The sequence below is a fragment of the Vagococcus xieshaowenii genome, assembly GCF_004792515.1.
GTDB lineage: Bacteria > Bacillota > Bacilli > Lactobacillales > Vagococcaceae > Vagococcus_A > Vagococcus_A xieshaowenii.
Window position 1 is genome coordinate 485,809 of sequence record NZ_CP038865.1, and the last position, 15,868, is coordinate 501,676.

General features: G+C 36.2%; 12 protein-coding genes. 7 read left to right on the top strand and 5 right to left on the bottom strand.

The genetic code is table 11. The annotated features are described in order from the left end of the window. From menD to menB, 4 genes are read right to left on the bottom strand one after another with little or no spacing between them, the layout of a single operon-like run. Positions 1 to 1,722 carry a 2-succinyl-5-enolpyruvyl-6-hydroxy-3-cyclohexene-1-carboxylic-acid synthase gene (menD, locus tag E4Z98_RS02340; RefSeq protein WP_135253955.1) on the bottom strand — a complete coding sequence of 574 codons (1,722 nt, stop codon included), beginning with the start codon at positions 1,720 to 1,722 and terminating at the stop codon, positions 1 to 3. Continuing rightward, positions 1,706 to 3,088, bottom strand: a complete 1,383-nt coding sequence (locus tag E4Z98_RS02345; protein ID WP_167790887.1) for an isochorismate synthase — start codon at positions 3,086 to 3,088, stop codon at positions 1,706 to 1,708. Before E4Z98_RS02345 ends, menD begins: the two co-directional genes overlap by 17 nt. Then, the gene (locus E4Z98_RS02350; protein WP_135253958.1) at positions 3,072 to 4,544 is read right to left on the bottom strand and encodes an o-succinylbenzoate--CoA ligase; all 1,473 of its coding nucleotides are present in this window, start codon (positions 4,542 to 4,544) and stop codon (positions 3,072 to 3,074) included. The genes E4Z98_RS02345 and E4Z98_RS02350 overlap by 17 nt, the downstream gene beginning before the upstream one ends. 11 nt (positions 4,545 to 4,555) lie before the next feature. After that, on the bottom strand, positions 4,556 to 5,371 hold the full coding sequence (menB, locus tag E4Z98_RS02355; protein ID WP_135253960.1) for a 1,4-dihydroxy-2-naphthoyl-CoA synthase: 816 nt from the start codon (positions 5,369 to 5,371) through the stop codon (positions 4,556 to 4,558). Between the two features lie 119 nt (positions 5,372 to 5,490). On the opposite strand from menB, the gene E4Z98_RS02360 reads away from it, so the two are divergent. Next, complete coding sequence (locus E4Z98_RS02360; protein WP_135253962.1) at positions 5,491 to 5,859, top strand: PaaI family thioesterase; 369 nt, start codon at positions 5,491 to 5,493, stop codon at positions 5,857 to 5,859. Positions 5,860 to 5,973: 114 nt separating this feature from the next. After that, positions 5,974 to 7,482: a flavocytochrome c gene (locus E4Z98_RS02365; RefSeq protein ID WP_135253964.1), complete on the top strand. Its 1,509-nt coding sequence runs from the start codon at positions 5,974 to 5,976 to the stop codon at positions 7,480 to 7,482. A gap of 184 nt (positions 7,483 to 7,666) precedes the next feature. Here E4Z98_RS02365 and E4Z98_RS02370 read toward each other — a convergent pair whose 3' ends face one another. Further along, positions 7,667 to 9,190: a class I adenylate-forming enzyme family protein gene (locus tag E4Z98_RS02370; RefSeq protein ID WP_135253965.1), complete on the bottom strand. Its 1,524-nt coding sequence runs from the start codon at positions 9,188 to 9,190 to the stop codon at positions 7,667 to 7,669. Positions 9,191 to 9,535: 345 nt separating this feature from the next. On the opposite strand from E4Z98_RS02370, the gene E4Z98_RS02375 reads away from it, so the two are divergent. The 5 genes from E4Z98_RS02375 to E4Z98_RS02395 all read left to right on the top strand — a co-directional run bounded on the left by E4Z98_RS02375 (position 9,536) and on the right by E4Z98_RS02395 (position 15,592). Then, positions 9,536 to 10,843 (top strand): APC family permease, encoded by a 1,308-nt coding sequence (locus E4Z98_RS02375; RefSeq protein WP_135253967.1) that lies wholly within the window; start codon positions 9,536 to 9,538, stop codon positions 10,841 to 10,843. A gap of 199 nt (positions 10,844 to 11,042) precedes the next feature. Beyond that, positions 11,043 to 11,516 (top strand): IS200/IS605 family transposase, encoded by a 474-nt coding sequence (tnpA, locus tag E4Z98_RS02380; RefSeq protein WP_135961157.1) that lies wholly within the window; start codon positions 11,043 to 11,045, stop codon positions 11,514 to 11,516. A gap of 415 nt (positions 11,517 to 11,931) precedes the next feature. Then, on the top strand, positions 11,932 to 13,122 hold the full coding sequence (locus tag E4Z98_RS02385) for a glycine C-acetyltransferase (protein ID WP_135254259.1): 1,191 nt from the start codon (positions 11,932 to 11,934) through the stop codon (positions 13,120 to 13,122). Positions 13,123 to 13,165: 43 nt separating this feature from the next. Further along, positions 13,166 to 14,113 carry an L-threonine 3-dehydrogenase gene (locus tag E4Z98_RS02390; protein WP_135254260.1) on the top strand — a complete coding sequence of 316 codons (948 nt, stop codon included), beginning with the start codon at positions 13,166 to 13,168 and terminating at the stop codon, positions 14,111 to 14,113. A 126-nt stretch (positions 14,114 to 14,239) separates the two neighbouring features. Then, entirely contained in the window at positions 14,240 to 15,592 is a 1,353-nt protein-coding gene (locus E4Z98_RS02395; protein WP_135254261.1) for an APC family permease, read from the top strand. Positions 15,593 to 15,868 lie beyond the last annotated feature (276 nt).

The window sequence follows — 15,868 nt, forward strand, 5'->3', positions numbered from 1 at the left end:
TTAGAGACTTCCTTTAATTGCTTGAGTAATCTCTTCAAGTAGTTGCACATTGCGTTCGCGGTCATCTTGGACTTCTATAATTTGGAAACGTGGCGTGTGTTGAGTACTTATTAAACGTTTTTTTAATTCGTTGTATGAATCAGCTAAATAGTAATCAGCTCCATAGAGTTGCGCGACTAAACGAAAGTCCATTTCAAGCGGTGTGCCAAATAATGGCTCAAAGTCACTTGCTTCTAATTGATTTTGTGATAAATATGAGAAGATACCACCGCCGTTATTATTTAAAAGCACAATCGTTAATGGCAAGTTGTATGCTTTTGCGAGCTGTAATCCGTTCATATCGTGGTAAGTGGCTAAATCACCAATTAACAAGACATTTTGTTTATCAGGATGAGCTGCGCAAATGCCGAGTGCGGTTGAAATTATGCCGTCAATACCGTTGACACCACGGTTACCATAAACATTGAAGGCTTTTTTAGCAGGTTGGCTAAAACGCTCGACATGACGAATCGCCATACTATTTGATAAGAACAAGTTGCCATCTTTCGTCATCGCTTCATGAACGAGACGACTAGCTGTTATTTCAGATAAGTCTTTGGATTGAAGGTGTTCTTTGACGATTTTTTGCGCTTGCTTTTGAGCATTAATCCAACTATCAGTCCAAAAATCCATTGCTGCTTCTGATGGATAAGGGTTGGTAATTAATTGCTCCACCAATGTGCGTGAGTTACTTGTAATCATTAAGCGACCTTGGCGCAATGAATCTTCCCAGTAACCTTTTTCATCAACTTCAATCACAATCGTTTCTTCAAGTGATAACCTTTTTAACCACAACATAATGTTTTTAGAAACTGGTAAACGTCCAACACGGAAAACAGAGGTGGGTTCATCATCATTTAATTCATTAATGAATAAATCGGCTTGTGACATAATCAAATCAGATTGAACGCCACAATTATCCAGGTTAGACAACGGGTCACCCATTATTGGCCAGTTTAGTTTGATGGCTAATTTTACCCATAGCGCAGTTTCTTCAACGGTTAAGCCGCCTCCTAAAACAAAGACGCCGGTTTGCTGATCGAGCATATCGGCTAAGTATTCTAAGTCGTTATCGTCAAGTTTCATTTGTCCTTTTAAGTGACTTATATAGTGCGGATGATGATGTTTTTTTTGTGATAAATCAGGTAACAAAGGTTCGCGTAATGGAAAATTCAAATGAACCGGGCCACTTGGTGTTTGGGTCGCAATTTCAGGCATGCGACGTCCTTGCCAAAAAGCATATTGACGCATTGATTCGCTCGCTTCCGGTAAGGCCATTTCGGCAAAAAATTTCACTTGTTGATTAAATAAATTCAATTGATCCATCGTTTGTGACGCTGCAACTTGGCGTAATTCATGTGGGCGATCCGTCGTTAACACAATTAAGGGGATACCACTAGCTTGCGCTTCACATATAGCGGGAAAGTAGTTCGCAGCGGCTGTTCCGGACGTACAAACAAGGACAACGGGTTTTAAGGTTGCTTTGGCTAATCCTAAAGCAAAGAAAGCTGCCGAACGTTCATCGACTTCTACGAATGTTTTGATGTCTGCTTCACGATGGAGTAGTAAAGCTAGGGGAGTGGAACGTGAACCAGGGCTAATTACTGCATAGTTAACGTTACCTACCACTAATCCTTCAATAAATGATTGCAAATAATTTGTCATGTCACTTTGATATGTCATCTAGCTGTCCTCCAATTCCTCTTAACATAGGTCTAAATTTTACTTTTGTTTCAATGCGTTCTAACTCAGCTTGCGAGTCTGCGACAATCCCACAACCTGCAAATAACCGGCCTGTTTCACCATGAAAGACACCTGAACGAATCCCCACGGCAAATTCTCCTTGATCGGTTGTGAGCTGATACCAACCAATTGGGGCACCATATAAACCACGTTGTAGCGGTTCTTTTTGACGGAGCCATTCTAAAGCTAACGCTTTTGGTTCACCGCCTAAGGCAGGTGTTGGATGAAGTTGGTTGACGACTTCTAAGAAATGAATGGCGTTGGTTCTTTTAGCGACAATTGGCAAATGTAAATGTTGAATGTCACGATTTTTTAGTAAGACGGGGTCCTGAGCATGAATTTCAGTTTGAGTGATTTGCTCTAACTCTTGAATTATTCGCTTCACAACAATTAAGTGTTCTTCGCGATTTTTTTGATCATGAAGTAGGGCGTTACCTAATTTTTGATCTTCTAGTTCTGTTGCCCCACGTGGTGTTGACCCCGCGATGCTGGCAGTGACTAATTCATTTTCGGTTGCCTTTAATAGACGTTCAGGTGTAGCGCCAATAAACGTGTAGTCACCCGAACTTAGACCGAAGAAGTAAGTCGAAGCTTGTTGCTGTTTTAATTGCTTAATTATTTTCCCCGGCTCAAATGCCTGTGCTTGTTTGACAGCTGTTTCACGAGCTAAGACTACTTTTGTTAAATCAGGTTGTGCTTTGATTTTAGCGACTGTTTCGTTCACTAATGACATCCAATTTTGGGTAGACACTTCCTCCGTTTCTAACGTGCTATCCGTTTGATAACTAGGAATAGGGTGCTTTTGTAATGCTTCAAATTGAGAAAAACGTTTTTCAAAAGCTGTTGCTAAATCTAGGTGGTCATCATGCTTGATGTTAATCGTTAAATAAGTTTGGCCGTGTGTTTTCGTTAAAATAATGGTAGGCACGAAGAAATAGCCTTGCGCTAAGTTGCCCCACGTTTCAGATGGTTCATTATCTGTTTGATCAAACGCCGAACCACCGACTAAAAGACAGCCTGTTGCTTCAGGCAATAACCCCTCAGTTGTGCTTTGGTAAATAGACAAGCGCTCGGAAAATTCTTTTATCGCCGTCAGACTGGCTTGTTCTTCACTCATAAATATTTCAGTGCCCCAAGCACAAAATTGTGTTGCTTGGTCAGGGGTTTCCCAATACATGTTTGGCGTTAGTTTCTTCTTGCTAACTTTTTGGTAAAAAGTAAAGGGTGTGTCTGTGCAGTCAAGTGGCATGATCCAACTATAATAATCATGTTTAGTAGTGGTTAAAAGTTCACTTGGTATCATCATGGTGAATAAACACTTCTCTTTCATTGGTTAATAAACGATGTTTGGCTAGTTTGCCACTGGCGGTTTTAGGTAAGTTTTTACATAAATAGAGTTTTTTAGGTACTTTATATTTGGCTAATTGTTTGGTTGTAAATAGTTGTAATGCTTCTAGTGTAATAGGTTGATTGACTACAGCATAGGCGACAGGGATTTGCCCCCATTTTATATCCACTTCGCCAATTACTGCAACTTCAGTTATAGCAGGGTGTTGTTTTAAAATACTTTCCACTTCAGGAGGATAAATATTTTCACCACCCGATATAATTAATTCGCTTAACCGACTGATAACAAATAAGTAACCTTCCTCATCAAGATAGCCCAAGTCCCCCGTTTTGAACCAGCCATCGTGCGTCCATTTAGCTAAATGGCTAGCTGTTTCATTTAAGTAATGCGAAATAACTTGTGGGCCTTTGAGCTGGATTTCTCCAGTTTGACTAGCAGGTAGTAGCTGATTGTGTTCATCGACAATTCGTAAAGACATGCCATATAGAGGGACGCCACTTGCTCCAATTTTTGTCAACGCATCGTTTGCTGAAAGGGCAACAACTTGTGAGCAAGTTTCTGTCATACCGTAAGATTGAATGACAGGAATCTTTAAGTCACGACAAATGATCAAGGTATCTTTAGCAATGGGGCCACCCCCTAATAAATAAGTTTTGAAGGTGGTCGGATAATTCGTTTCAGTTGGGAATTTTTCAATCATTTTTTCTAACATATAGGTTACGACAGAAGCAATTGTCACACGCTTAGAGATAATATCGGCTGTCAGTTGGTCAGCATCAAATTTAGGGTAGAGGCTAATGCTACAACCTGTTATGAGTTGACGCAATATAATAGATAGTCCACTAATATGAAAAAGCGGAACGGCACATGCCCAGCAATCATCGGCTGTTAATCCCATATTGATTTGGGCAGCTTTGACGCTTGCTTGATGATTGGTGAAACGTTGGACGACGCCTTTTGGACGACCGGTTGTGCCAGATGTATACATGATAGAGGTCAACTGGCGTTCATCTACCAAGGGTGTAATTTTCATACGAGATGTTCGTAAGGTGCCGTCTAGGGGAACAATATGGCTGATAGCGTCTAATTTATGATGAAATTTGTTCTCAGACACAACGAACGCCACTTTAGCATCTTGTAATTGAAAAAGTAGTTCATGTTGACTCAAATGAGTGTTCAGGAACAAGATATCTTTTTCAAGTGACCACAATGCTAAAATGACGTAATACATTTCATCAGAATTTTGGCTCATTAGCCCGATGGTTTGTTCGGTTGATGGAAGAGAAGTTGCTAAATAGTCCATCCATTTAGTAACTTCTTCACCAACTTCTTTAAAACTAATGGTTTGATTGTTCCAGTAGAGAGCAGGTTTATTTGGCATTTCGTTTATTTTTTCATTTAATAAACGTAACATTTAACTCACTCCTATGGGAATTTTGGAAATTGATCAAAGTCTGGTTGACGTTTTTCTTTAAATGAGTCGCGTCCTTCTTTTGCTTCATCCATTGTGTAATAAAGTAATGTTGCATCACCGGCTAATTGTTGAATACCAGCTAATCCGTCAGTATCAGCATTCATTGATGCTTTTACCATACGTAGAGCTAATGGGCTCATCGTTAAGATTTGTTCGGCCCATTCCATTGTCACGTCTTCCACATCTTCAAGAGGAACCACGGTGTTAACCCATCCCATATCTAATGCTTCTTGTGCGCTGTATTGTTTACACATGAACCATACTTCTTTGGCTTTTTTATGACCAACTACTCTAGCTAAGTAACCAGAACCGTAACCACCATCGAAGCTACCTACTTTAGGACCTGTTTGCCCAAAAATTGCGTTGTCCGCGGCAATCGTTAAATCACAAACTAATTGTAGAACGTTACCGCCTCCGATTGAGTAACCTTTAACCATCGCAATAACGGGTTTTGGAATAACACGAATTAAGCGTTGTAAGTCTAAAACATTTAGACGAGGAATATTATCAGAACCAACATAACCACCGTGACCACGAACTTTTTGGTCACCACCAGAACAGAATGCTAAGTCGCCAGCACCTGTTAAAATAATTAGTCCGATAGACATGTCATCACGAGCGATTGAAAATGCATCAATCATTTCCATGACAGTTAATGGTGTGAATGCATTACGTACTTCAGGACGATTAATTGTAATTTTTGCTACTTTACCTTCTTGTTCAAATAAAATTTCTTGATATTCTTTGATTGTTACCCAGTTTCTCATTTACGAGACCTCCTCAAATTCATTACACCTATTATACATAAAAACAGGCTTAAATGGCTAAAATTTGTTTTAAATATGTTATACTTTTTACAAAATAATAGAGTGGTGGAGGGCTTGAGATGGATTTACTATCGTATTTAAATATTAGCGTGGTGTCTAAAAATAAAAAACAAGTTGAGCTAGTGATGCCCATCAGTGATTACCATAAACAACCATTTGGTATCATGCATGGTGGTATGAATGGTGTTTTGATTGAAACTGCGTGTAGTATTGGGGCACTTGAACATTTGGATCCCCCAAAAGTAGTGGCAGTAGGTATTGATTTACAAGTGAATCACTTGAAAAGTGTAACACAAGGTGAATTACGCATTCTAGCAACGCCCATTCATATAGGTAAACAGACACAAGTTTGGCAAGCCGATATTTATCAAGAGGAACAATTAACTAGTACAGGAAGATGTACGTTATTAAACAAAGTGTTGAGTTAAAAGAGAAACATAGCTATGCAGCTATGTTTTTTTTGATGAAAAAAGGTTCATTTATTATTGTTATTGTGATATTATTCACTTGTTAGAAAAAAGATATAAAAAAGGGGAAATAAAATGAAAAAAACATTATTGGGAATATTATCTTTATCAACCATATTATTGTTGGGGGCATGTGGATCACAAGATAAAGAAACAGCGAGTGAAAGTAGCACAACAAAAGAATCAACAGAGGTCACGTCAGGCGCTTCAGCAACTGGTACAGCTAATTTCGAAGGACTAAAGGACAAATATGACGTCGTAATTATTGGAGCAGGTGGTGGTGGTATGTCTGCCGCAATTGAAGCAAAAGAAAAAGGATTAGACCCGGTTATTTTTGAAAAAATGCCAGTAGCTGGTGGTAATACACTAAAGGCATCAGCAGGTATGAACGCTTCAGAGACAAAATTCCAAAAACAAGCAGGAATTGAAGATAAAAACGAAACCTTCTTTAAAGATACAATGAAAGGTGGTAAAGAAACAAATGATGAAACGCTTGTTCATTATTTAGTAGATCATTCAGCATCTGCAATTGATTGGTTAGATTCAATGGGTATTACACTTAGCAATATAACAACAACTGGTGGAATGAGTGTTGAGCGTACACATCGACCAGCAGATGGTTCAGCAGTTGGTCAATATTTAGTTGCTGGACTATTGAGAAACCTTGAAGAACGTGCCATTCCACTATATACCTATTCAGATGTAAAAGAAATTACAATGAAAGACGGTAAAGTTTCAGGCGTTGAAGTAAACTTGAATGAAAAGGAAGACAAAGAAATAAAAGCCGATGCTGTTATAGTAGCAACTGGAGGGTTCGGAGCTAATTTTGATATGTTAACCGGTTATAATAAATCATTAGGTAAATTTGTTACAACTAATCAGCCAGGTAGTACAGGTGACGGTATTAAGATGGCACAAGCTGATGGTGCGGATGTAGTTGATATGGCCGAAATTCAAATTCACCCGACTGTAGAACAAGATACGGCAATGTTAATTACAGAAGCTGTTCGAGGAGAAGGCGCAATTTTAGTTTCAGATGAAGGCAAACGATTTGTTAATGAAATGGAGACACGTGATAATGTATCGGCAGCTATTTTAGAATTGGCTCAGCCAAGTGCGTATCTTATTTTTGATGGGGGAGTTAAAGAACGTGTGACAGCTATTAACTTCTACGAAGAAGCAGGCTTAACAACTAAAGCTAAATCTGTAGCAGCATTAGCTTCAGCTATCGGCCTAAATAAATCAACATTAGAAGAAACTGTTAAAGAGTGGAATCAAAGTGTCGCAGATCAAACAGATAAAGCATTTGGTCGCGAAACAGGAATGAAACACGATTTATCAACTGGTGAGTTTTATGCTATTAAAATTGCGCCAGGTATTCATCACACAATGGGTGGACTGAAAATTAATGCAAACACACAAGTGTTAGACAAAGATGGAAAAGCTATTCCAGGATTGTTCGCTGCAGGGGAAGTAACTGGTGGTGTTCACGGAAAAAATCGTATCGGTGGGAATGCAGTGGCCGATATTATTGTATTTGGTCGTCAAGCAGGAGAACAATCGGCTAAATATGTAAACAAATAGTATTAAAAGAAGTTGTACAAAAGTGTTTAGCATCAAGAAGTGAGAAGAAATGCCAAAAAATTATTGCTTTAATTGTTTGGTATATTTTGATTTAATTCCAAAGCTTCTGCTTTTGAAACACCGTTTAATCGGAAAAAATGAGCTGTGACAAACATTTGTCACAGCTCATTTTTAATATGTAGTCTTATTGATTTTTAAATGCTTTTTCAATTTGTAATCGTTGGACTTTCATAGTAGCGGTTCTAGGGATTTCATCAAACGGTTTGATAATCGGGTGGTTTAGGTGTGGAAGGTCTTCAATTTGTTTCCACCATGAATCCCAGTCCATTTCTTCATCAGGGCCTAAGGCAATAATTGGTTGTGGTAAATTGTCTTTATCTCTCACAATGACCACCTCAGCTAAGAAATCCAAATTATCTAATAATAAGTCTTCTAATGCTAAGTTACTATTGATATTTTTAATCAAATCCACTTGACGATCCTTTAAGTAAAGTTGACCATCATCATCAATCATGCCCCAATCGCCACTATCCCACCATTCACCATGAACAGTTGATTGGAAGCGGTCGTCTTCTTTGTAGTAAGTTAATGCGCGACCTTTAGATAAGAAATGAATATGTCCATCGGTATTAGCTGGTAATTCATTACCTTCTGGATCAGTAATGCGTGCTCGAGTTAATCCTTCTAGTCCAACACCCATATTTCTGGCATTGTTTGAATCGATTGTCTCTAAAGTATGAGCTTTCAAAATCATTGGACCGCATTCACTTTGTCCATATACTTGTAAGAAAATAGGATCATTATTTTTTGCCGCAGTTAAGAATGTTTTCATGGTACCGTTATTGATAGCATCAAAGGTTGAATGGAAATATTTTAAGCTAGCAAAAGCTTCAGGTCGCTCTTTTGCAGTAAAGGTCCATTGAACAAAGTTGTTAGGATGTGTCTCCATAGCAATCGGTTGATGTTTTTCAACCATATCAGCGACTATTTGGCTGTCAGAACTACTAATTGGCATCATAGGAAATCCCATTGCCATTAAAGAAGAAACGCCAATATTAAAACGTGAGTGAACAGGAGAAATATGGAAAGCAACTAAACGTTTTTCTTGAATACGTGTAAAAATCGTGCGTTGCCATAATGTACGCCATCCCATTGAATTAGCCGAATGACAAATGAGTTTAGGAATGCCTGTTGTACCAGAAGTATGTGTCATATAGCTGATTTGATCTAAGGCTAAACATGATGGCTCAACAGGTGTTGCAGGTTGTTCTAGTAAGTAGTCGACAGCAATTTTACGATCTGAAGCACTATTACTGATTGATTCAACGACTGCTTTCGTTTCTTCATCGAATAAAATAAAGGGATTTTCTAATCGCTCAACAAAAACTTCCATTGTTTCTTTAGGAAAATGATAAGAAATCATCACAGGAATTGCCCCAAGATACGAAGCAGCAACTGCTAGTAAGTAAGTATCAAATTTAGGACTTTTAAAGATGATTATTTTATCATCTTTTTTTACGCCTAGACTCGCTAATTGATAGGCACGTTTTTTAATGATATCTAAGCTTTCTTGATAAGTTGTTTCAGTTCCTAATTCAGGAAATGAGCGTAAGACAGCATCAAAAATAATGGGTGTATTAGGGTAGTTTTTAGCAGATAATTCATAGTTGCTATATAAGTTTAATGGTTGATATTCTAACACGTTCATCTTAATCCTTCTTTCATAAATAATTTATAACACATAATAATGTGAAATAACTAACAAGTATTATAACATGAATAAATGATGGTGTATTAGCGAAATTGAAAATATATAATTAGTAAACGTATACAATTTGTTTTTTTAAAGTATTAAATAATATGAAAAAACATGATTTTTTTTCATAAAAGCCAGTTCACAATAAGTCATTATTATGTATAATAATGAAAGTGAGAAATCAACCGAAATATTTACGAGCTAAAGGATAAATAAAAAATTAGTGGGGTATTGGTAGAAAACTAATTTTCTGGAGGCGATTATTTGGAAGCAGAAGTGAAACAAGTATCAAAAAAGATGGAACATCGTGAATTAGAAAGAACGATGACGTTTTTTCCAGCATTATCTACGGTAATGGGGACCGTTATCGGAGGTGGGGTTTTCTTCAAAGCAGCTAGTGTGTCGGCTGTAACAGGCCATTCTAGTTTGCACATGGTTAGCTGGGTATTAGGAGGTATAATTAGCGTGTGTGCAGGCTTGACCACGGCAGAGTTAGCAGCGGCAATCCCAGAAACAGGCGGTATGTTAAAATATATTGAACGATCTTATGGAAAATTTGCTTCCTTTTTATTAGGTTGGGCACAAGTTATTATTTATTTTCCTGCAAGTGTCGCAGCATTATCTATCGTTTTTTCAACACAAATAAAAAACTTATTTGGTTTATCCGAGACATTAATAATTCCTGTAGCAATTATTTCCGTTTTATCTATATTATGTTTAAATTTATTAGGATCAAAAGTTGCAGGCTCTCTTCAGTCTGTTTCGTTGATTGGAAAACTAATTCCACTTGCCATTATTGTCGTTTTTGGTTTATTGCGTCATACAACGGTGGAAGTGAGTTTGTTTCCGATTAAGTCTGGAGAACATGTAGGTGGCTTTTTCCCAGCGTTAGGCGCAGGTCTATTAGCGACGATGTATGCTTATGATGGCTGGATTCATGTTGGAAATTTAGCTGGAGAATTAAAAAATCCATCAAAAGATTTGCCACGTACTATTTCACTAGGAATTATTGGCATCATGTTTGTTTATTTATTTGTTAATTTTGTGTTTTTAAAAAATCTAAGTATCTCTGAATTGGCTGGAAATGAAAATGCGTCAATGATTGTTGCACAAAAGATATTTGGGGAAATGGGTGGCAAGTTAGTCACTATAGGTATTTTGATTTCAGTTTATGGTGCGATTAATGGCTATATTATGACAGGTATGCGTTTACCTTATGCAATGGGATTGAATAACGAGCTACCTTTTTCTAATTATTTAATTAAATTAAATAAATATAAAGTGCCTTATGTTTCAGGGGTTTTTATGACAGGAATTGCTGTGATTATGATGTTTACAGGTGGTTTTGATCTTCTAACGGACATGCTGGTGTTTGTGATTTGGATTTTTTATACGTTAGTATTTATGGCAGTAATTAAATTGCGTAAAACAGAACCTCATTTACCAAGACCTTATCGTGTGCCTTTATATCCACTTTTACCAATCATTTCGATACTAGGTGGGATATTTATTATTACAATGATGTTAATTAATCAGTTCTCATTAGCAATGGTTGGTTTAGGTTTGACGCTTATTGGTGCCCCAGTTTATTATTTTAAATCTTAAGTGTTAATCTTGTTTATTCGGTATTAGGGAGTTGTGACAAACGTTTGTCACAACTCCTTTTTTTTTATATGTTTTGAAAACCACCTGCTATGCGGGTGGTTCAGGGAGCTTCCAGCGTGGTAACAAAAAAAACTCCTAAAATGATAAGATAAAGTTGGTTTCCCGACCACAACATCAAATCATTTAGGAGGTGTCTTTTATGAGAAAAGACAATCAAAGTTTATCACATAGAACCTGGAAATGTAAGTATCATATAGTATTTGCACCGAAATATCGACGCCAAATCATATATGGGAAGTATAAAAAAAGTATCGGAGAAATATTAAGAGCATTATGTGACAGAAAAGGTGTAGAAATTATTGAAGCTAACGCATGTAAAGATCATATCCATATGTTGGTAAGTATTCCACCAAAAACGAGTGTCTCGGAATTTATAGGATATTTAAAAGGAAAAAGTAGTTTAATGATATTCGATAGACATGCCGAGTTGAAATATCGTTATGGGAATAGAAAATTTTGGTGTAGAGGATATTATGTAGATACGGTAGGTCGAAATAAAAAACAGATAGAAGAATATATTAGAAATCAAATAACGGAAGATTATGTAGCGGATCAATTAACCTTATTCGAAGAATACGATCCGTTTACAGGACAAAAAAATAAGAGAAAATAAAGTGATTCTTTAAGAATCAGTGAGTAAGTGTGGTGCAAAAGGGAGACCAATCGGTAGGCCTTTTAGGCCCAGGCCGGTAAAAGAGGCTTTCAGCCGCAGAGCAAACCTCCAGTTCACACTGGAGGTTTTGATTTATATTGAATGAGAAAATATTAGTGATATGGAATTGTTTTTAATTAGTCTATAAAGTCAGTCTATATATAATAAGTGGTAAAAATGATAGCTTGTTATATATAGGTCGATAATTCGTTGAAAAGGTATGGATTAAGATTAGATTCTAATATTATGAGAAAAAACTCATCTAAAATCAATCAAATTGTTATTTTAATAGTGTTGAAAACGGTTACCAAAAAGGTTTATAATAAAGATGTTCAAGTCTTACGTTTATAAAACAAAGATTTAAAGGAGGAAGACAATGAGTAATAAAGTTTTAAATGATTTTTTAACCAATAATCTTGAAGATCTTAGTGAGAAAGGCTTACTAAATACAATTGATGTGATCGAAGGTGCAAATGGGCCAGAAATTACAATAAACGGTAAAAAGTTAATTAATTTCGCTTCAAATAACTATCTTGGATTTGCTACACATCCAGAATTAATTGAAGCTGAAGTTGAAGCAGCACACAAATACGGGGTTGGTGCAGGAGCGGTTAGAACGATTAACGGAACACTTGATATTCACCGTAGCCTTGAGAAAAAAATTGCTGAATTTAAAGGAACTGAAGCTGCTATTGCCTTTCAATCAGGATTCAACTGTAATATGGGAGCAATCTCTGCTGTCATGAAAAAAGGTGACGCTATCCTTTCAGATGAGTTAAACCATGCATCAATTATCGATGGTTGTCGTTTATCTGGTGCTAAAGTTATTAGAGTGAAGCATCAAGATATGGAAGATTTGGAAGCAAAAGCTAAAGAAGTAACTGAAAGTGGCGAGTACAACAAAGTAATGTATATTACAGATGGTGTATTCTCTATGGATGGCGATGTAGCTAAAATTGAAGAAATTGTAAAAATTGCTGAAAAATATAACTTAATTACATATGTTGATGATGCACATGGTTCTGGTGTTATGGGAGGCGGAGCTGGAACAGTGAAGCATTTCCATATGCAAGATCATATTGACTTCCAAATGGGAACATTATCTAAAGCAATTGGTGTTGTAGGTGGTTACGTAGCCGGTTCTGAACAACTTATTACATGGTTAAAATCACAAGCACGTCCATTCTTATTCTCAACATCATTGACTCCAGGAGCAGCAGCAGCAGCTTTGAAATCAATTGAATTAATGCAAGAAAATCCGAACTACGTGGATAAATTATGGGAAAATGCTAATTACTTCAAAGAAAAATTACAAGAAATTGGCTATGATATTGGGGTTTCTGAAACACCAATTACACCAGTTATCGTTGGTGATGAATCATTAGCACAAAAATTCTCTCAAGAATTAATCGCTCATGGTGTTTATGCAAAACCAATTGTTTACCCAACTGTTCCACTTGGCACAGGAAGAGTTAGAAATATGCCAAATGCGGGTCATACGAAAGAAATGATTGATCAAGCTATTGAAGTGTATGAAAAAGTTGGTAAAAATCTAGGTATCATCTAAAAATAAAAATAGATAAAATAAAAAGGAATAGAGGGATTATTTTATGAAGAAAGTATTAGTAACAGGCTGCTTAGGCCAAATTGGATCGGAATTAGTGGAACGTTTACGTAATGATTTAGGCGTAGAAAATGTTATTGCAACAGATATTCGTAAACCTGAAGGAAATCCTACTGTAGAAAATGGTATTTTTGAAACATTAGATGTTATGGATTATGAAGCAATGAAAACATTAGCTAGCAAATATGAAGTGGATACCTTAATTCATCTAGCTGCTTTATTATCAGCTGTAGCAGAAGCAAAACCACAATTAGGTTGGGAATTAAATATGGGAGGATTAGTTAATGCATTAGAAGTAGCAAGAGAATTTAACTTAAAATTCTTCACGCCGAGTTCTATTGGTGCATTCGGTCCAAACACACCTAAAGATAATACACCTCAAGATACGATTCAACGTCCTACAACTATGTATGGTGTGACGAAAGTATCTGGAGAATTATTATGTGATTATTACCATACTAAATTTGGTGTAGATACTCGTGGCGTACGTTTCCCAGGCTTAATTTCATATAAAACATTACCTGGTGGCGGTACAACAGACTACGCTGTGGATATTTATTATGAAGCAATTAAAAAAGGTAGCTACTCAAGCTTTATCGGTGAAGGAACATACATGGATATGATGTATATGCCAGATGCTATTGATGCTATCGTTAAATTATTAAATGCTGATCCAGAAAAACTAGTACATAGAAATGCCTTTAATATTTCAGCAATGGCCTTTGAACCTGAACAAATTAAAGAATCTATTCAAAAAGTATTCCCAGATTTCACTATGACATACGATGTAGATCCTGTAAGACAAGGTATTGCTAACTCATGGCCAAATTCTATCGACTCAACGTGTGCTAAAAATGAATGGGGATTTGCACCTAAATATGATTTAGATGCAATGACTCGTGATATGATTGAAAAACTATCTGAAAAATTATAATATTTATTTTAAGTAGATCTTAAAATACTAATTACTAAGCGATTGAGTTTACCCAATTTTATGATAACTCTTTTAGTTAAAAACTTTTGAGTTAGGGTTATTTAGCTCAATCGCTTTTTATTAATAATGGAGGCGAATATAAATATGTCACAAGAAGTACAAAACAATGAACAACTTGAACGTACAATGACGTTTTTCCCGGCTTTATCTACGGTAATGGGAACCGTAATTGGAGCTGGGGTATTCTTTAAAGCAGCTAGTGTTGCTGCTGTAACAGGAGACTCAAGCTTACATATGTTTAGTTGGTTCTTAGGAGGACTAATTAGTGTATGTGCGGGATTAACAGCCGCAGAATTAGCCGCAGCTATTCCTGAGACTGGTGGAATGATTAAGTATATTGAACGTGCTTATGGAAAATTTGCAGCTTTCTTGTTAGGTTGGGCACAGGTTATTATTTATTTCCCAGCAAATGTTGCAGCGTTGGCAATTATTTTTGGAACACAATTTGTTAATTTATTTGCTCTAGATAGTAAATTAGTTTTACCGATTGGTATTATTTCAGCAGTTTCTATAATGCTATTAAATTTCTTAGGTTCAAAAGCAGGCGGACGAATTCAATCAATTTCGTTAGTATGTAAGTTAATTCCATTAGCTTTAATTGTTATTTTTGGTTTATTACGTCAAGGAGATGTAGATGTTAGCTTAATTCCAATTGAGGCAGGAAAAAATATTTCAGGCGGCTTTTTCCCAGCGTTAGGAGCAGGTCTATTAGCAACTATGTTTGCTTATGATGGTTGGATTCATGTAGGAAACTTAGCAGGAGAATTAAAAAATCCATCAAAAGATTTACCTAAATCTATTGCAGTTGGTATTGTAGGTGTAATGATTGTTTATTTATTAGTTAACTGGGCATTCTTAGGCCAACTACCAATGGACCAATTGGCTGGTAATGAAACAGCAGCAATGGACGTTTCTAATAAATTATTTGGTGATATGGGTGGTAAATTAGTGACAATTGGTATTTTAGTTTCTGTTTATGGAACCATTAATGGTTATACAATGACAGGAATGCGTTTACCATATGTTATGGGATTAAACAATGATCTTCCTTTTTCAGAAAAATTAGTAAAATTAAACAAAAATAAAATTCCTTATATTGCAGGTGTTTTAGAATTAGTTATTGCTGTCTTATTAATGTTATCAGGTAGTTTTGATATGTTAACAGATATGCTAGTTTTTGTTATTTGGATTTTCTATACGTTAGTATTTATTGCAGTTATCAAATTGAGAAAAGTAGAGCCAGATTTAGAAAGACCATACAAGGTACCGTTATATCCAATCTTACCAATCATCGCTATATTAGGTGGGGTATTTATTTTAGTCATGACTTTAATCAATCAATTTAGCTTGGCGATTACTGGGATTATTATTACCTTATTAGGAACACCAATTTATATGTATAAAAAAAAGAATAAATAATAAATGACTAAATATACTTATTGAAAATATTTACATAAACACACATATAATGTTTGTTTTATTCAATTGGTTATGATATAGTTTAACTATTAAAATAAATTTATCAGAAAAGACACCTGAATTTGCGAGCATACTGATAGAGAGGGAAATCATGGCTGAAAATTTCCTAGTACAGCACAAAGGATGACCACTTTTTAAATGAATTTGGTTGAAACCAAGTCGGCAAGAGCCGTTATCGCGTAATGAGTAGGGACAACTGTCTCTAAATTTAGGTGG